Genomic DNA, 16828 nt, shown 5'->3' on the forward strand with positions numbered 1-16828 from the left:
CGCCCCTAGCGGCCCAGCAAAATGGCCGACACGGGAACCAGACTGATCTGGTCAACGCGCCCTTCGGATTGCCACAAATCCAGCGCATCAAGCGTGGCCTCATTGCTGGCCTCGCCGAATACGATCACATGCCCTACCTGACTTGCCTGAAACACGGCACGGTCCAGAAAACGCCGGATGGTGATGGCGCTTTCATCTTCAGTATCCAGAATGCGGAACACTTCGGCATGGGGCACGCCCATCGCATCTGCACTGCGCGCCGCCTGCCCCAATCCTCCTGCGAAGGTCACCAGCCCGTACCCATCGCGCACGATCACGTCCATAACATCGGCCAACAGCCGCGAGTTGCGCACAAACCCGTTCTGGGGCAGGTCAATCACCCCCGCCGCAAGGGGCAGATTGTCAAAATAGGCCCCGAAGGTGACATCTATATCAGACGCCGTGGCCCCGGCGGGAATGCCGTTTGCCAATATCAGCACTTCCTTGCCGGCCTGATGATACAGTTCTGCGGCCTCTGTGGCGCTGGGGTCCATGGGGTTCAGCGCGACGGTAAACACTGTATCACGCGCGGCAAGCGCGCGGCGCAGGGGCATGGGCAGGCCGGGATCATTCAGCACAATCGCCATCAGCGCCCCATCCGGCGCACCCACGGCAATGGCATTGCGTTCCAGCGCGCTTGGCGCGATTGCATCATCGGCCAGATCCGTGGCATCCGCGCCTGAAACCACACCTGCCGCTGCGAGCGAGGGCACGGCATCGCGTGGCGAAAGCGGCAATCCCGGCATGCCGGATATACGGGTTCCGGGCATTGCCACGCCACCATCGGCAGGCGCATCACTGTCTGCGGTGCCATCTTCGGGCGGGGCGTCCTGTGCCGTCTGGCTGTCGCTGTCATCACCGGGCGTTGGGGCCTGCGGCAGGTCGTCATCAAGCCCGGACGCATCTTCCGAATCCGCGCGTTCGGGCGCAGGCAGTGGTGGCGCATCGACCTGCGGCACGCCGTCTGGCGCGCGCGGTGCAGCGCCTGTGCCTTGCGCGGGGGCCAACATCGCAAGGGGACTATCCTGTTGCGGCGTAGATGGCGCAGCATCTTCGGGCATATCCGCAGGCACCTGTGCCCCTTCGGCCATGTCAGACACAGGCGCTGCGGGGGCGGGCATATCGGGGGCGGACATATCAGCGTCGGACGGCGCCAGCGGCAGGCCCATCACCGGCAACTCGCCCGCGCGCGATGCCCCGCCGGACGTTTCAGGCATGGGCGACAAATGATCATCCGCCGGATCGCGCGGCAATTGCGCCATATCCGATGTCACGACTGGGCGCGGCACATCGGGGGGCTGGGCCACATCGGGCATTGTGTCCGCGTCGCGGGCCGCATCTGTGCCGTTTTCCGGTTGGTCCGCGTCATCTGACAACACCAGATCTGGCGGCGGTCCTTCAGGCGCTGCGGGGTCATCGGCGGGCGCGGCAACCTGTGGCGGGGTGTCGCCTTCTGGGCCGGCAATTTCCGGGGCGGCAATCGTCGCGGGCTGCTCGGGCACCGACGGCGGGAACACCACTGCAAGCCCCACCACACCAACTGCGGCAATGGCCAGACCAAGCCCGAAACCTGCAACACCCATGCTGTTCACGCGAATTCTCCACTCTGGACGGCCGACATACTGATGAACAAACGCAAGCACGCTGTCATGCGGCCACCAGCAGTATGACTGCCGCGCCGCACTTGCCATCCATTCCACAAAAGCGCCCTGTGATCAAACAGATTGCGGCCTGTAGGCTTGACCTTGCGGCCTGCGCGCGGGCATGTAGGGCAAGTGTCCCGAATTCAGGGCATCCACCCCAACCGTCAAGGCCCTGCCAATGCTGCTATTGATCGATAATTACGACAGCTTCACCTATAACCTTGTGCATTATTTCGGCGAACTTGGCGCAGATGTCGTGGTGCACCGCAATGATGCGCTGGATGTGCAGCAGGCCATGGCGCTGAACCCTTCGGCCATTGTGCTGTCGCCCGGCCCCTGCGACCCTGATCAGGCCGGAATATGCCTGCCGCTGACGCTGGCGGCCGCCGATGCACGGGTGCCGCTGTTGGGGGTGTGTCTGGGCCACCAGACCATCGGGCAGGCATTCGGCGGCACTGTGGTGCGCGCGCCCCAGATCGTGCATGGCAAACTGGGCGCGATGCATCATGCAGGCAAGGGTGTGTTTGCGGGCCTGCCAACACCCCTGAATGCGACACGCTATCATTCGCTGGTTGTGGACCGCGCGACCCTGCCCGACTGTCTGGAAGTCACATCATGGCTGGAAGACGGGCTGGTCATGGGCCTGCGTCACCGCGAATTGCCCATTGAGGGGGTGCAGTTTCACCCCGAAAGCATCAGGTCCGAGCATGGCCACGCCATGCTGCGCAACTTTCTGGACATGGCAAAGGTTTCCGCGTGATGGAAGACCTTAAACCCCTGATCGCCATCGCAGCCGCCCGCCCCCTGACACGCTCAGAGGCCGAGACTGCCTTCAACCTGCTGTTTGAGGGGCAAGCCACGCCCGCGCAAACCGGCGGGTTCCTGATGGCCATGCGCACGCGCGGCGAAACCGTTGACGAATACGCCGCCGCCGCCAGCGTGATGCGGGCAAAATGCGTGAAGGTCAGCGCCCCTGATGGCGCGATGGACATTGTCGGCACCGGCGGTGACGGCAAGGGCACACTGAACATTTCTACCGCAACGGCCTTTGTGGTGGCAGGTGCGGGCGTGCCGGTTGCAAAACACGGCAATCGCAATCTGTCGTCAAAATCCGGGGCCGCCGATGCGCTGGGGGCACTGGGGATTGAGGTGATGGTTGGCGCGCCGGTGGTGGAACGCGCCCTGCGCGAGGTGGGCATCGGCTTCATGATGGCCCCTATGCACCACCCTGCCATGCGCCATGTCGGCCCCGTGCGCGCGGAACTTGGCACGCGCACGATCTTCAACATACTTGGGCCGCTGACAAACCCTGCTGGCGTCAAACGCCAGCTGACCGGCGCGTTTTCCCCCGATCTGCTGCGCCCCATGGCCGAAACCCTGCGCGCGCTTGGGTCGGACAAGGCGTGGCTGGTCCATGGCGGGGACGGCACTGACGAATTGTCGATCGCGGCCGAAAGTCAGGTGGTCGCGCTGGAGGGTGGGGGCTTGCGCGACTTCACCCTGCACCCCGAAGACGCGGGCCTGCCCCTGCACGCGTTTGAGGAGCTTCTGGGCGGCAGCCCGCAGGAAAACGCCGTGGAATTGCTGGCCATGCTGCAAGGTGCAGGGCGCGCGGCATTCCGTGATGCGGTGTTGCTGAATTCCGCAGCCGCGCTGGTTGTCGCCGACAAAGCTGCATCTTTGCCCGAAGGCGTGGAACGCGCGCGCGACAGTATCGCATCAGGCGCGGCCATGCGGGCCGTGAACGCGCTGGCCAAGATCAGCCCTGTGAAAGATTAAGACAAAGGACTGCCAATGGCCACCATTCTGGACAAGATCAAAGCCTATAAGCTGGAAGATGTCGCCACCCGCAAGGCCGCGCGCCCGCGCGCGCAGGTTGAAGATGCCGCGCGCAACGCCAGCCCGCCGCGCGGTTTTGCCAAGGCGCTGGCCACGGCACAACAGGGCGGCTACGGGCTGATCGCCGAGATCAAGAAGGCCAGCCCGTCCAAGGGCCTGATCCGCGCGGATTTCAACCCGCCCGAACTGGCGCGCGCCTATGCCGATGGCGGGGCCACCTGTTTAAGCGTGCTGACCGACACCCCCAGCTTTCAGGGTGCCGACGACTTTCTGGTCGCCGCGCGCAGCGCTGTCGGCCTGCCCGCGCTGCGCAAGGATTTCCTGTATGACACATGGCAGGTCGCGGAATCGCGCGCACTGAACGCCGATTGTATCCTGATCATCATGGCATCGGTCAGTGATACGCAGGCGCAGGAATTGGAAGATGCGGCATTCGGCTGGGGCATGGATGTTCTGGTCGAAACCCATGACGAGGCTGAGCTGGAGCGCGCGCTGGCGCTGAAATCGCCCCTGCTGGGCATCAACAACCGCAACCTCAATACATTCGAGGTGACACTGGACACCACGCGCCGCCTGTCAAAACTGGTGCCGGAAGGCAAGTTGCTGGTGGCCGAAAGCGGCATTTATACCCCCGCAGATCTGGCCGATCTGGCCACGCATGGCGCGCGCAGCTTCCTGATTGGCGAAAGCCTGATGCGGCAGCCCGATGTCGCAGCCGCCACCCGCGCGCTTCTGACACCGCCCCTGTCCGAAAAGGTGTAATGTGGAAAAACTGACACATTTTGACGCTGATGGTCACGCACACATGGTCGATGTGTCGCAAAAGTCCCACACCGCGCGGGTGGCCGTTGCCGAAAGTGCAGTGCAGATGCTGCCTGAAACACTGGCGCTGATCACCGAAGGCCGCGCCAAGAAGGGCGATGTGCTGGGCGTTGCGCGGCTGGCGGGCATTATGGGGGCCAAACGCTGCGCAGATCTGATCCCGCTATGTCATCCGCTGCCGATTACCAAGGTCAGTGTGGACCTGACCCCGGATGACAGCCTGCCCGGTGTGCGCATCCGCGCCGAAGTGCGCACCACAGGCCAGACCGGCGTTGAAATGGAAGCCCTGACCGCAGCATCTGTCGCGGCGCTGACAGTCTATGACATGCTCAAGGCCGCCGAAAAATCCATGACCATCACCGCCACGCGCGTCGTGCTGAAAGATGGCGGAAAATCCGGCCGGTATGAGGCCGGTTCATGATCACACCGGAAGATGCGCTTGCCCGTGTATTCGCCCTGATCCGGCCACTTGAGTCCGAACAGGTGCCGCTGGAAGATGCCGCCGGTCGGGTGCTGCGCGAAGCGGTCTGCGCGCAACGCGACCAGCCGCCCTTCGCGGCCTCGGCAATGGATGGCTACGGCGTGGGCGCTGACGCAACCGCGGGCGCAAACTTGCGCCTTATAGGCGAAGCCGCCGCCGGACATGCGTTCAACGGCACGGTAGGCCTTGGCGACGCAGTGCGCATTTTCACCGGCGCGCCCGTGCCCGCAGGTGTGGGGCGCGTGGTCCTGCAAGAAGACACCACCTGCCATGATGGCCGGATCACCCTGCCGGACACGCTGGACCGCTCCACCCATATCCGGCCCCGCGCCGCCGATTTCACGGCAGGCGACACCATCAGCGCACCGCGCAGGCTGGCCCCTGTGGCGCTGGCGCTTCTGGCGTCGATGAACTGCCCGAATGTGACGGTCAGCCGCCGCCCCGATGTGGCCATCATTGCCACCGGCGATGAACTTGTCATGCCGGGGGCCACGCCCGCCGCCGACCAGATCATTGCGTCCAACGCATTCGCAATCAAGGCACTGGCCGAAGCCGAAGGGGCGCGCGCCCGCATTCTGCCCATCGCATCCGATACCGAACGCTCCTTGCGGGCGGTGTTTGAACTGGCATCGGGCGCGGATATGATTGTCACCATCGGCGGCGCGTCCGTGGGCGATCATGATCTGGTTGGCCCTGTGGCAGATATGCTGGGTGCCAAGCGCAGTTTCTACAAAATCGCCCTGCGCCCCGGAAAACCCCTGATGGCCGGAACGCTGCAAGGCGCGCTGCTGCTGGGTTTACCCGGAAACCCCGTGTCATCAATCGTTTGCGCCCATTTGTTCATGCGCCCTGCGCTGCGCGCCATGCAGGGGCTTGGGCAATGGCCTATGCCCACCGCAACCGCCGCCCTTGGCGCTGATCTGCCCGCGAACGGGCCGCGCACACATTACATGCGCGCCACACTGGGGCCAGGGCCGACGATTACCCCTGTGGGCAATCAGGACAGTTCCCTGCTGTCGGTGCTGGCGGGCGCCGATGCGCTGCTGGTGCATCCCGCGGGCGACGGGCCACGCCAGGCGGGCGAACAAATGCGGTATATCGCGCTGTAAGGCGGCTTGACACAATCTGTGAACGCGCATAGAACATAAGGTGAATATTTGTAATCCATGACCTGTCGGGGGGACAAAATGCTGACGCGAAAACAGATTGACCTATTGAAACTGATCCATACGCGCATGGAAAAGGACGGGGTCGCGCCATCCTTTGACGAAATGAAGGACGCGCTGGACCTGCGGTCCAAATCTGGCATCCACAGGTTGATTACAGCATTGGAAGAACGCGGTTTCATTCGCCGCCTGCCCCACCGCGCCCGCGCAATCGAAGTGTTGAAACTGCCCGACGCCTTGTCGCGCGAAGGGTTCGTGCCGCAGGTTCTTGACGGGGGCGTGACGGACAAACCCGCCCCGCCCGCCAGATCCATGGCTGTGGAAGCAAGTGCAATGACCCTGCCCATCATGGGCAAGATCGCCGCAGGCACCCCCATTGAAGCGATCAGCGAAGTGGTGCGCAATGTGGCCGTGCCGGGGTCCATGCTGGACACGCGCAAACAGCATTACGCGCTTGAAGTGCAGGGCGATTCAATGATCGATCTGGGCATCAATGACGGGGATATCGTTGTCATCCGCGAACAGGACACAGCAAATAACGGCGATATTGTCGTGGCCCTTGTCGAAGGTCATGAAGCGACGCTGAAACGCTTTCGCCGCCATAATGGCATGATCGCACTGGAAGCGGCCAATCCGGCCTATGAAACCCGCCTGTTGCGCGATGATCAGGTTCAGGTTCAGGGCAGGCTGGTCGGGCTGATCCGCAGCTACTGACCGGCACCCGCACCGCAAGCCGGTTTAACGCATACCTGCCCAAATAAGGGGCGGATTTACACCATCATGTCCTTGGTCGCCGTCAGGCGAATATCGGGGTAATCGCGCCCAACGCGGTCAATATCCCATTGCAGGCGGGTCATAAAGACCGGATCGCCGTCACTGTCTGTCGCCATATGCTGTTTGTTGGCAGCGGCAAAATCCTCGACCGCTTGCTTTTCGCCCGCCACCCAACGCGCCGATGTGAACTGCGTGGGTTCAAACCGGACGGGCAGCCCGTATTCCAGTTCAATCCGGCTGGCCAGCACTTCAAACTGCAACTGGCCGACCACCCCGACAATGAAACCCGACCCGAAGACCGGCTTGAACACCTTTGCCGCGCCTTCTTCGGCAAATTGCATCAGCGCCTTGTCCAGATGTTTGGCCTTCATCGGATCACCTGCGCGGCACGCTTGCAGCAGTTCCGGCGCAAAGGACGGGATACCGCTGAAGCGCAGCGCCTCGCCCTCGGTCAGGGCGTCCCCGATGCGCAACTGCCCGTGATTGGGAATGCCGATAATGTCGCCCGCCCACGCCTCTTCCGCCAGTTCACGGTCGGCGGCCAGAAACAACACAGGGCTTGCAACTGTCATCTGTTTTTTGGACCGCACATGCAGCAGCTTCATACCCCGTTCAAAATGCCCTGACGCCAGCCGGACAAAGGCCACACGGTCGCGGTGCTTGGGGTCCATATTCGCCTGCACCTTGAACACGAACCCCGTGACCTTGCCTTCTTCCGGCGCGATCTGGCGCGATTGCGCGGTCTGGGGCTGGGGTTCAGGCGCATAATCGGCAATGCCGCGCATCAGTTCCTTCACCCCGAAGGAATTGATCGCAGACCCGAACCAGATCGGGGACAAATGCCCCTCCATCACGGATTTGGCGTCAAGGGGCGGCAGCAATTCGCGTGCCATTTCCACTTCTTCGCGCAACTGCGCCAGCAATCCGGCCGGCACATGATCGGCCATTCGGGGATCATTCAACCCTTCAAGAACAATGCTTTCGGCGACCTTGTTGCGGTCGGCGCGGTCCATCAGTTCCAGCCGGTTGCGCAGCAAATCATAGCAGCCCAGAAAATCCGCGCCCTGCCCTATGGGCCAGCTGGCGGGGGTCACATCAATCGCAAGGTTTTGTTGAATTTCGTCAATAATATCGAAAGTATCGCGGCTTTCACGGTCCATTTTGTTGCAAAATGTCAAGATTGGCAGGTCGCGCAGGCGGCATACCTCGAACAGTTTGCGGGTCTGGGACTCGACCCCTTTGGCCCCGTCAATCACCATGACCGCCGCATCCACAGCCGTCAGGGTGCGATACGTATCTTCCGAGAAGTCAGAGTGACCGGGCGTGTCCACCAGGTTGAAGCGGTAGGTGTCATAGTCAAATGACATGGCCGACGCAGAGACCGAAATGCCGCGATCTTTTTCCATCTGCATGAAATCCGACCGCGTGCGCCGCGCCTCGCCCTTGGCGCGCACCTGCCCCGCCATCTGGATCGCGCCGCCGAATAGCAGGAATTTTTCGGTCAGCGTTGTCTTGCCCGCATCTGGATGCGAGATGATGGCAAATGTTCTGCGCCGCGCAATTTCGGGCGGCAATGCGGGGCGGTTCGGGGCATGATCCAACATGGCGCGCGTATATGCGCTGGCGCGCGCCCATGCAAGGTGCTGTTACTGCGCACAGCGCTTGCAAAACGGCGTTGCAGGCAGCAGATCCAGCCGCACGGCACTTATCGCTGTGCCACATGTCGTGCAAAACCCGTATTCCCCCAGTTCCAGCCGCGTGAATGCCGCATCAATCATGCGCAATTCGGCCTGTGCGGACTGGCCCAGCGCGCTCAGGGTTTCGTCTTCTTCATGCTCTGTGGCGTTTTCTTCCCAGTCGGGGCTGCCGGGGTTGGACAATTCCTGATCGACAAAATTCATGCGCGCCAGCAGTTCAAGCCGCCGTTCCGTCAGTTGCGCGTTGCGGTCTTCAAGCGAATTTGTGTCGGTCATGGGGTGTCGTTCCTTCTGGTTACGCCCCATGATGATGGAAATGACAGCCCGCGTCCTTGATCCTTGTCAAATGCCCCTTTTCGCGGCGCGCGCAGGGCGTTAGAAGGGCGGCATGTTGAAAACACGCATCATACCCTGCCTTGATGTCGCTGATGGCCGCGTGGTCAAAGGCGTCAATTTCGTGGATCTTGTCGATGCCGGTGATCCGGTCGAAGCCGCACGCGCCTATGATGCGGCGGGTGCGGATGAATTGTGCTTTCTGGACATTCACGCAACCCATGAAAACCGCGGCACCATGTTCGATCTGGTCACCCGCACCGCCGAGCAGTGTTTTATGCCGCTGACCGTGGGCGGCGGGGTGCGCAGTGTTGATGACGTGCGCGCGCTGTTGCTGGCGGGTGCCGACAAGGTCAGTTTCAATTCCGCCGCCGTCGCCGACCCTGATGTGGTGGCACGCGCTGCGGACCGTTTCGGCAGCCAGTGCATCGTTGTGGCCATCGATGCCAAGACCGTCGCCCCCGGCGAATGGCAAATATTCACCCATGGCGGGCGCAAACCCACAGGGATTGATGCGGTGGAATTTGCCCGCACTATGGCAGCAAAAGGCGCGGGCGAAATCCTGTTGACCAGCATGGACCGTGACGGCACGCGCGCGGGGTTTAACCTGCCCCTGACGCGCGCCATTGTAGATGCGGTGCCTGTGCCTGTCATCGCATCGGGCGGGGTTGGCACGCTGGACCATCTGGTCGAAGGGGTGACGCAGGGCGGCGCCTCGGCGGTGCTGGCGGCATCCATTTTCCACTTTGGCGAATACACGATTGGGCAGGCAAAGGCGCATATGGCCGCAGCGGGCCTGCCAGTGAGGCTGGCATGAGCGAGATTGGCATGAGCGCGCTGGAACGGCTGGCCGCCACAATCGCAGACCGCGCGGGCGCAGACCCCGACAGCAGCTGGACGGCCAAGCTGTTGGCCAAAGGCCCCGAAAAATGCGCCGAAAAATTCGGCGAGGAAGCGATCGAGGCCGTGATCGAAGCGGTCAAGGGGGATGCGGACCGCCTGACATCGGAAGCGGCGGATGTGCTGTATCACCTGCTGGTCATGTGTGCCGCGCGCGGGGTAACCCTTGCGCAGATCAACGCAGAACTGACGCGCCGCGAAGGCACCTCCGGTCTGGCCGAGAAAGCCGCGCGCGATGTCTGACCCCTGCGGTGTGGCCTCTTGTCGGGGCACAGGCAACAGTATATCCTGAACAGGTTAACATTTTAGGCAGACTCAGATGGGTGACTGGCTTCTTTCGCTTGTTGGCACGCCGGAAGGCGCGCGGCTGGCCACGATCCTTGCGCTGACATCCGCACTTGCGCATGCCATTTTCGGCGCATTGCAAAAAGGCGCGCATGACCCGTGGATGACACGCGGGTCCATCGATCTGTGGCTGGCAGTGCTGTCGGCCCCTGTGGCACTGTTTTTCGTCAACTGGCCCAGTGCGGCCATGTGGCCGGTGTTGCTGGGCGTTATTGTCATTCATTTCATCTATAAGCTGGCCATGGCGCTGGCCTATGAAAAGGCCGCCTATACGGTGGTTTATCCGGTTGTTCGGGGCACCGGTCCGGTCATTACCGTCATTGCGGCCATGGCGATCTTCGGCGAAAGCTACACACTTATGCAATGGCTGGGTGTGGCCTGCCTGTCGGGGGGCATTCTGCTTTTGGCGCTGCGCAACCTGTCCGAAGAACAGATTGACATGCGCGCGCTGAAAATCGGGCTGGGCTGGGCGCTGGCGGGCGGCGTGATGGTGGCGGTCTATACCACCTATGATGCATGGGCCATCCGGTTGTCGGGCGATCCGTTCAGCTTTCTGGCGTGGTTTTTCTTTCTGACAGCGCTGGATTTTCCGTTTCTTGCATGGGCGCGATACCGGCGCATGACACACCCGCCGCGCCCTGCGCCTTTGTTGTTGCGCGGGCTGGCGGGCGCATTGATTGCCTATATCAGCTTCGGCGGCGTGATGATTGCGACGTTGGTGGGCAAGGTGGGCGAAGCGGCAATTCTGCGCGAAACCTCGACCGTGTTTGCAGCGCTGATCGGCTGGTTCATCCTGCGCGAACGGGTCGGGCCGCGCAAACTGGCGCTGATGGTGATGATTGCGATTGGCGCGGTGATCGTGGAATTCGGGCGCTGAAGTGTTCCTGTTTGGGGGGACTGGCCTGAAGGGGACGTTCGTGCCTGGACAAAGCCCGCACCATCGGTGGGCCGGGGGCTGCCGATCCGGCGTTGGTGAAGTTCACTTTATGCGGGCTGCATACTCCTGCGTTCAAAGGCTTGGCATGACATCAACCAAATCGGCAGGCCGCGGGACGGCCCACCGATGGCGTGGGCCACCTGCGGCCTTGGTTCTGCGCCTTAGGAAATTCCAACGTCCCCTTCATGCCAGAATCAACCGCCCCTGCCTGCCGGTCTGACACGCCCGCAAGCCTAATCCAGCCGCGATGAAATCACGCCTGTATTGATCCCGCCCATGCGCAATTCGCCAAACAGGCGCTGGTATTCCATTTTCGGGCACAGGTTTTCCACGACATCAACGCCGCGCGCGCGGGCCGTCTCGGCGGCTTGCGCATTTTGCACACCGATCTGCATCCAGACCGTGCGCAGTTGTGGCAAACTCGCCAGCGCCTCATTCACAAGCGGGGGCACATGTTCGGACCTGCGGAAAATATCCACCATATCCACCTGCGGCGGGCACTCCGCAAGACTGCCACGAACGGTTTCGCCAAACAGCGACTGGCCCGCCAGTCCGGGATTGACCGGAATGATGCGATAGCCCTTCAGCTTCAGATAGCGCGCAACGAAATAGCTGGGCCGCACCGGATTGGCCGACACGCCCACCACGGCAATAACCCGCGCGCGTTGCAAAATGCGTTTCAACTGGGCATGATCTGGCGGTGTCATGGTGCAAGATTGTGCTGCATACCGCCCATATGCAAGCAGAAAAAGGCCCGACCAGCAGGCCGGGCCAAGTGCGGAACGAGGGACAGTAACAGATATACAGACGCGGAGTTCCGGTCCAACGTCATATGATATAAATATGGGGCCGTCGCGGAATTTCCAGTGCCGATCTCAAACTTGTGACGCGGCCTTGACCGCGCCCGGCCTAAACCGCGTGCCAGCGCCCCTGCACCCGCAGATTGGCGCGCAACGCCACCAGCGCGCCCAGCCCAACAACGCCCAACAGAATGCAGACCCACAGCGTGATCTGTGGCCCCAGATGCGCCAGCGATACGGCAAACAGGAACGGGGCCGCCGCCGACATAACGCTGCGCAACCCCGCCAGCCGCCCCAGCCTTGCCCCGATTCCCGCAGGCCCGAACAGCACCAGCGGCACCGATCCGCGCACAATGCTGGTCAGCCCCTGCCCCGCCCCGAACAGCAGCGCAAACACAATCGCCAGCCCCACACCCTGCCCCTGCCCCGCCAGCAACAACGCGCAAAATGACAGCGGCACGGCAGCGCCGGAAATGATCGCAACACTTAGCGGGTGGAAATTGCGCCAGAAACCGGCCTCGACCAGCCGGATCATCACCTGTGCAGGCCCCATCAGCATAGCCACCAGAAACGCCGTCTGCCCCAGCCCCCGTTCCAGCAACACCGGCACCATATGCACGCCGATGGCCGCAATCACCATGCCCGTGACCGCAAACCCCAGCGCCAGCAGCACAAAGGCGGCGCGCAGGTGATCAGGCGCAATCGTGGGAAATTCAGGGCGCGGGGCACGCACGGGCGTATCCTGCCCCGCGCGCGGCACCGGCACCTTGCGCGCAATCCACAGATGCAACGGCAGCGCAATCCCCAGATGTAGCATTGCAAACGCCATATATGTGCCGCGCCAGCCAAAGGTTTCCACCGCAAACCCGGTCAGCGGCCAGAACACAGTCGATGCAAATCCCCCGATCAGGGTCAGCCGAGTGATGGCGCTGCGGGTGTCATCGGGCTCCTTCAGCGCCAATGTCACAAAAGCCGCATCATAAAGGACGGTAAAACTGATTGACTGCAACAAGATGACCAGCACCGCGAAACTGGCGAAATTCGGCGCAAATGCCATTGATGCTGTCAGGATCGCGGCCAGAAAACTGCCAATCGCCATGACCTGCGGCGCGCCGATCTGGTCCAGCAACCGCCCCAATCGCGGTGAGGCCAGCCCGCCCACCAGCAACCCCACAGAAAACACCCCGAACAGCATAGGCCCCGACACGCCGAATTCCGCCGCAATGGCAGGCACAAGGATAGGATAGGCATAAAATACCGCCCCGTAGCCGATGGTCTGCGTGCCACCCAATGCCAGCACAAACGGCCCCCAACCGGCCATCGGGTTCTGTATCGCCATGTTGAAAAAACCGCCTTTCATGCAGCGCCTATGCGCCACGATGCCAATCTGCTGCGGCATGTGCAACTGCACATCACAGCCCACCTGCGTGATACACCGGAATTCTTGCAGGTTTCATGACAGGCCGAACAGACGACAGCCCCGTTACCGCGAAATCAATTGGCCAATTTGCGGCGTTCTGCGTTGACCGGCACCAGTGCTGCGCCTATCTTGTCCCCTCCCCGCTGCACATCATCAAAGGATGCCCCGCCATGAGCCGCTTTGCCGCCCCGATTGCCGAACAGATCTGGGACATGAAATACCGGCTGAAACAGGCAGATGGCACCCCCATTGACCAAAGCGCGGAAGATACATGGCGCCGCATTGCCCGCGCACTGGCCGCTGTGGAGCACGACCCCGCGCTATGGGAAGAGCGGTTTTTCAGCGCGCTGGAAGATTTCAAATTCCTGCCCGCCGGGCGCATCACCGCAGGGGCAGGCACCGCGCGCAGTGTCACGCTGTTCAACTGCTTTGTGATGGGCACCATCCCCGACAGTATGGGCGGCATATTCGACATGCTGCGCGAAGCGGCACTGACCATGCAGCAAGGTGGCGGGATCGGCTATGATTTCAGCACCATCCGCCCCAAGGGCGCGCCGGTCACAGGCGTGGCCGCCGATGCGTCCGGCCCGCTGTCCTTCATGGATGTGTGGGACGCGATGTGCCGCACCATCATGTCGGCGGGATCACGCCGCGGCGCGATGATGGCGACCATGCGCTGCGATCACCCTGATATCGAGGATTTCATCACCGCCAAGCAAGATTCCGCACGGTTGCGCATGTTCAACCTGTCGGTTCTGGTGACCGATGCGTTCATGGATGCCGTCAAGGCCGATGCGGCATGGGATTTGCAGTTTGACGGGCGCATTTATCACACTGTGCAGGCGCGCGATCTGTGGAACCGGATCATGCACGCGACCTATGACTATGCCGAACCCGGTGTCATCTTCATCGACCGCATCAACGCGGCCAACAACCTGTCCTATTGCGAAACCATTGCGGCCACCAACCCTTGTGGCGAACAACCCCTGCCGCCCTATGGCGCCTGTCTGCTGGGGTCGGTCAATCTGGCGCGGCTGGTCGTGGACCCGTTCACCCCGCAGGCCCGTCTGGATGACGCGCAACTTGATGATCTGGTGCGTATGGCCGTGCGGATGATGGATAATGTCGTCGATGCCAGCCGCTTTCCGCTGGAGGCGCAGGCGCAGGAAGCACGCGCCAAGCGCCGCATCGGACTGGGTGTCACAGGGCTAGCAGATGCGCTGATCCTGACGGGGTTGCGCTACGGGTCCGATGCTGCGGTGGCGCAAACTGATGCATGGATGCACGCCATCGCGCGGGCGGCCTATCTGGCCAGTGTCGATCTGGCGGCTGAAAAGGGGGCATTCCCGCTGTTTGATGCAGATGCCTATCTGGCGTCCGGCAATATGCAGATGATGGATGATGATGTGCGCGACGCGGTGCGCACCCATGGCATTCGCAATGCGCTGCTGACGTCCATTGCACCCACAGGGACAATCAGCCTTTATGCCGGCAATGTCAGTTCGGGGATAGAACCTGTGTTTTCGCGCAGCTATACCCGCAAGGTGCTGCAAAAGGACGGGTCCAAAACCGATGAAAAGGTCGAAGATTACGCCGTGCAGATGTGGCGACAGATGCATGGCGACGCGCCGCTGCCAGACTATTTTGTCGATGCACAGGTGCTGGCCCCCATGGACCATGTGCGCATGCAGGCGGCGGCACAGAAATGGGTGGACAGTTCGATTTCAAAAACCATCAACTGCCCCAAAGACATCAGCTTTGACGCGTTCAAGGATGTCTATATGGCCGCGTGGGATATGGGCTGCAAGGGCTGCACAACCTACCGCCCCAATGACGTGACAGGCTCTGTGCTGTCGGTCGCCGAAGACACCGACACCACACCAGAGGTTGATCAGGGCGCCGATGTTGTCTATCTGTCCGCGCCCTTCGACCGCCCCGACGCCTTGGAAGGGCACACCTACAAGCTGAAATGGCCCGGCTCGGAACATGCCATCTATGTCACCATCAATGACACTGTGATCAATGGCCACCGCCGACCGTTTGAAATTTTCATCAATTCCAAGAACATGGAACATTTTGCATGGACCGTGGCACTGACGCGAATGATTTCGGCGGTGTTCCGGCGCGGCGGCGATGTGTCTTTCGTGGTCGAGGAGTTGAAAGCCGTGTTCGACCCGCGCGGCGGCGCATGGGTGCAGGGCAAATATATCCCGTCGATTCTGGCCGCCATCGGCGGGGTTATCGAACAACATCTGATCAGGATCGGGTTTATCGCGGGCGAAGGCCTTGGCCTGAAATACGATCCCGAAATGGCAGCCCATTCCGCAGGGGCACCACCATCAAGCCGCGTGTGCCCGTCTTGTGGCTCGTTCGAGATGATCATGATCGAAGGCTGCATGACATGCCGCGCCTGCGGGCACAGCAAATGCGGCTAACACCCTTTGTGGTTGCCGTTTTGTGATTTAATGACAGGTAAGCCTTTGAAACCAAAGAAAATGCAGAACGCCGCCTCGAAGGGCGGCGTTTGGTGTTCTGATGGCGATGTATCGGGGTTCCGGCGGATCAATGACCGCTGCAATGCCAGTGATCAGACATCGTTGGTCCCGAAGAACTTATCCCCTTCACCAACCCCGAAACTCTTCAGGGCTGCGAAACCCGGCTCCGCATCGCTAGGGCGCGGGAGAATATTCGGGCTTCTGACCCAGACGCGCAAGCTGTCTGGAGGGGGCGCAGCCAGGCTTCGGCGCGATCGCCTTGTAGGCTGCCGTGTCGCTGGCGTCGTCGGCGCGGTTCTCTCAAAACAGCCGAACACCAAGTTCACGCAGTTCGACGGGATAGGCGGGCGGAGCGATTCCTTGTCATAGGGCTCATGCGATGCGTATTTTACTCTCCGGTAAACCCGGGGCGATTCATGTTCTGAGGGCGTCGATCAAGAAGTATCACGCGACCAATGCCCCACGCGAAAACCGCAAACACAAACAGACCCAACCCAAGAAAAACTGACCACATCCCGTACTGCATCCAGAACCCGTGCGGGCGCACCTGATCAGGACGATCCGGGTTGAAAAGCACTGTCACAGTGGAATGCAGAGTGAACCCGTAGTCTGACGCTGCGGCATGCGCAGGCACCTCATGTATTTCCCCCTGCGCAGTCTCAAAACGGAACAAGGGACGATACAAATCACCATCGTCACGCGCGATCCGGCCGGAATCGATGACTGTCGCCTCTACCTTTTCCGCCGATGCCGAGAACCGCATCTCATCCAGAACAAACCATCCCCCCAAACCAGCGAACCCAAGCGGTATCAGAAGTACGACGGCAAGCATGATCACGTTGCCAGCCCCTCTGACATCAAGTGTGGTTGTATCTCTATTTCGTATTTTCATTTCATCACTTCGAATTTGCGGTGTCCGGCAGCGCAGGTTTACAGCGAAACTGCCCATGACACTGTTTGCCACCAAATCCATGACGGCTCTTGTTCGTTTTTGTCTAGAGCCAGGCGCTAAGATAGGACACGCGCAGGTGCAAAAGCAAGCTGGGACGCGATGAACACGAGTAACGCATTCCCGTAAGCTTTCTGCAATTGCCGGAACTTAACGCAGAACGCGCGCAGTTCCTTGTTGAACCAAAA

At 61.5% G+C, this 16828-nt stretch carries 16 protein-coding genes; 10 read left to right on the plus strand and 6 right to left on the minus strand.

The window, feature by feature from the left end:
- Positions 1–5: 5 nt before the first annotated feature.
- Positions 6–1622 carry a divergent polysaccharide deacetylase family protein gene (locus tag P8S53_RS13345; RefSeq protein WP_277806714.1) on the minus strand — a complete coding sequence of 539 codons (1617 nt, stop codon included), beginning with the start codon at positions 1620–1622 and terminating at the stop codon, positions 6–8.
- A gap of 238 nt (positions 1623–1860) precedes the next feature.
- Here P8S53_RS13345 and P8S53_RS13350 point away from each other — a divergent pair, with 238 nt between their 5' ends.
- The 6 genes from P8S53_RS13350 (at position 1861) to lexA (ending at position 6704) form a co-directional block, all read left to right on the plus strand.
- A complete protein-coding gene (locus P8S53_RS13350) occupies positions 1861–2442 on the plus strand; it encodes an aminodeoxychorismate/anthranilate synthase component II (protein ID WP_277804461.1) in 582 nt (193 codons plus the stop codon).
- Positions 2439–3461 carry an anthranilate phosphoribosyltransferase gene (trpD, locus tag P8S53_RS13355; RefSeq protein WP_306417811.1) on the plus strand — a complete coding sequence of 341 codons (1023 nt, stop codon included), beginning with the start codon at positions 2439–2441 and terminating at the stop codon, positions 3459–3461. The genes P8S53_RS13350 and trpD overlap by 4 nt, the downstream gene beginning before the upstream one ends.
- Positions 3462–3476: 15 nt before the next feature.
- Positions 3477–4283: an indole-3-glycerol phosphate synthase TrpC gene (trpC, locus tag P8S53_RS13360; RefSeq protein ID WP_277804462.1), complete on the plus strand. Its 807-nt coding sequence runs from the start codon at positions 3477–3479 to the stop codon at positions 4281–4283.
- Between the two features lies 1 nt (position 4284).
- Positions 4285–4764, plus strand: coding sequence for a cyclic pyranopterin monophosphate synthase MoaC (gene moaC, locus P8S53_RS13365; protein WP_277804463.1), 480 nt, complete (start codon positions 4285–4287; stop codon positions 4762–4764).
- Positions 4761–5933: a gephyrin-like molybdotransferase Glp gene (glp, locus tag P8S53_RS13370; protein ID WP_277804464.1), complete on the plus strand. Its 1173-nt coding sequence runs from the start codon at positions 4761–4763 to the stop codon at positions 5931–5933. The genes moaC and glp overlap by 4 nt, the downstream gene beginning before the upstream one ends.
- 78 nt (positions 5934–6011) lie before the next feature.
- Entirely contained in the window at positions 6012–6704 is a 693-nt protein-coding gene (gene lexA, locus P8S53_RS13375; protein ID WP_277804465.1) for a transcriptional repressor LexA, read from the plus strand.
- 56 nt (positions 6705–6760) lie between these two features.
- Here lexA and P8S53_RS13380 read toward each other — a convergent pair whose 3' ends face one another.
- Positions 6761–8368, minus strand: coding sequence for a peptide chain release factor 3 (locus P8S53_RS13380; RefSeq protein WP_277804466.1), 1608 nt, complete (start codon positions 8366–8368; stop codon positions 6761–6763).
- A 42-nt stretch (positions 8369–8410) separates the two neighbouring features.
- Positions 8411–8737: a TraR/DksA C4-type zinc finger protein gene (locus P8S53_RS13385; RefSeq protein ID WP_277804467.1), complete on the minus strand. Its 327-nt coding sequence runs from the start codon at positions 8735–8737 to the stop codon at positions 8411–8413.
- Positions 8738–8849: 112 nt separating this feature from the next.
- Here P8S53_RS13385 and hisF point away from each other — a divergent pair, with 112 nt between their 5' ends.
- The 3 genes from hisF to P8S53_RS13400 all read left to right on the plus strand — a co-directional run bounded on the left by hisF (position 8850) and on the right by P8S53_RS13400 (position 10916).
- Positions 8850–9611, plus strand: a complete 762-nt coding sequence (gene hisF / locus P8S53_RS13390) for an imidazole glycerol phosphate synthase subunit HisF (RefSeq protein WP_277804468.1) — start codon at positions 8850–8852, stop codon at positions 9609–9611.
- 11 nt (positions 9612–9622) lie between these two features.
- Positions 9623–9937 (plus strand): phosphoribosyl-ATP diphosphatase, encoded by a 315-nt coding sequence (locus tag P8S53_RS13395; RefSeq protein WP_306417935.1) that lies wholly within the window; start codon positions 9623–9625, stop codon positions 9935–9937.
- Positions 9938–10013: 76 nt separating this feature from the next.
- Positions 10014–10916 (plus strand): EamA family transporter, encoded by a 903-nt coding sequence (locus P8S53_RS13400; RefSeq protein WP_277804470.1) that lies wholly within the window; start codon positions 10014–10016, stop codon positions 10914–10916.
- A gap of 293 nt (positions 10917–11209) precedes the next feature.
- Here the strand turns inward: P8S53_RS13400 and P8S53_RS13405 are convergent, their stop codons facing one another.
- Both P8S53_RS13405 and P8S53_RS13410 read right to left on the minus strand, forming a co-directional pair.
- Positions 11210–11683: a CoA-binding protein gene (locus P8S53_RS13405; RefSeq protein WP_277804471.1), complete on the minus strand. Its 474-nt coding sequence runs from the start codon at positions 11681–11683 to the stop codon at positions 11210–11212.
- Between the two features lie 202 nt (positions 11684–11885).
- A complete protein-coding gene (locus tag P8S53_RS13410) occupies positions 11886–13136 on the minus strand; it encodes an MFS transporter (RefSeq protein WP_277804472.1) in 1251 nt (416 codons plus the stop codon).
- Positions 13137–13366: 230 nt separating this feature from the next.
- Between P8S53_RS13410 and P8S53_RS13415 the strand changes: the two genes are divergently transcribed.
- Entirely contained in the window at positions 13367–15631 is a 2265-nt protein-coding gene (locus tag P8S53_RS13415; protein ID WP_277804473.1) for an adenosylcobalamin-dependent ribonucleoside-diphosphate reductase, read from the plus strand.
- A 448-nt stretch (positions 15632–16079) separates the two neighbouring features.
- On the opposite strand, the gene P8S53_RS13420 is transcribed toward P8S53_RS13415, so the two are convergent.
- On the minus strand, positions 16080–16523 hold the full coding sequence (locus P8S53_RS13420; protein WP_277806716.1) for a DUF3592 domain-containing protein: 444 nt from the start codon (positions 16521–16523) through the stop codon (positions 16080–16082).
- Positions 16524–16828: the final 305 nt, after the last annotated feature.

Origin of the sequence: Roseinatronobacter sp. S2, from assembly GCF_029581395.1 — a bacterium.
GTDB lineage: Bacteria > Pseudomonadota > Alphaproteobacteria > Rhodobacterales > Rhodobacteraceae > Roseinatronobacter.

Bases quoted from the DNA above. Each gene is read 5' to 3' on its own strand.
- trpC (WP_277804462.1), top strand. From the start codon at position 3,477: ATGGCCACCATTCTGGACAAGATCAAAGCCTATAAGCTGGAAGATGTC.
- P8S53_RS13405 (WP_277804471.1), bottom strand. From the start codon at position 11,683: ATGACACCGCCAGATCATGCCCAGTTGAAACGCATTTTGCAACGCGCG.
- P8S53_RS13380 (WP_277804466.1), bottom strand. From the start codon at position 8,368: ATGTTGGATCATGCCCCGAACCGCCCCGCATTGCCGCCCGAAATTGCG.
- P8S53_RS13410 (WP_277804472.1), bottom strand. From the start codon at position 13,136: ATGAAAGGCGGTTTTTTCAACATGGCGATACAGAACCCGATGGCCGGT.
- P8S53_RS13400 (WP_277804470.1), top strand. From the start codon at position 10,014: ATGGGTGACTGGCTTCTTTCGCTTGTTGGCACGCCGGAAGGCGCGCGG.
- P8S53_RS13385 (WP_277804467.1), bottom strand. From the start codon at position 8,737: ATGACCGACACAAATTCGCTTGAAGACCGCAACGCGCAACTGACGGAA.
- P8S53_RS13415 (WP_277804473.1), top strand. From the start codon at position 13,367: ATGAGCCGCTTTGCCGCCCCGATTGCCGAACAGATCTGGGACATGAAA.
- P8S53_RS13420 (WP_277806716.1), bottom strand. From the start codon at position 16,523: ATGCTTGCCGTCGTACTTCTGATACCGCTTGGGTTCGCTGGTTTGGGG.
- P8S53_RS13395 (WP_306417935.1), top strand. From the start codon at position 9,623: ATGAGCGCGCTGGAACGGCTGGCCGCCACAATCGCAGACCGCGCGGGC.
- hisF (WP_277804468.1), top strand. From the start codon at position 8,850: ATGTTGAAAACACGCATCATACCCTGCCTTGATGTCGCTGATGGCCGC.
- P8S53_RS13350 (WP_277804461.1), top strand. From the start codon at position 1,861: ATGCTGCTATTGATCGATAATTACGACAGCTTCACCTATAACCTTGTG.
- glp (WP_277804464.1), top strand. From the start codon at position 4,761: ATGATCACACCGGAAGATGCGCTTGCCCGTGTATTCGCCCTGATCCGG.
- lexA (WP_277804465.1), top strand. From the start codon at position 6,012: ATGCTGACGCGAAAACAGATTGACCTATTGAAACTGATCCATACGCGC.
- P8S53_RS13345 (WP_277806714.1), bottom strand. From the start codon at position 1,622: ATGGGTGTTGCAGGTTTCGGGCTTGGTCTGGCCATTGCCGCAGTTGGT.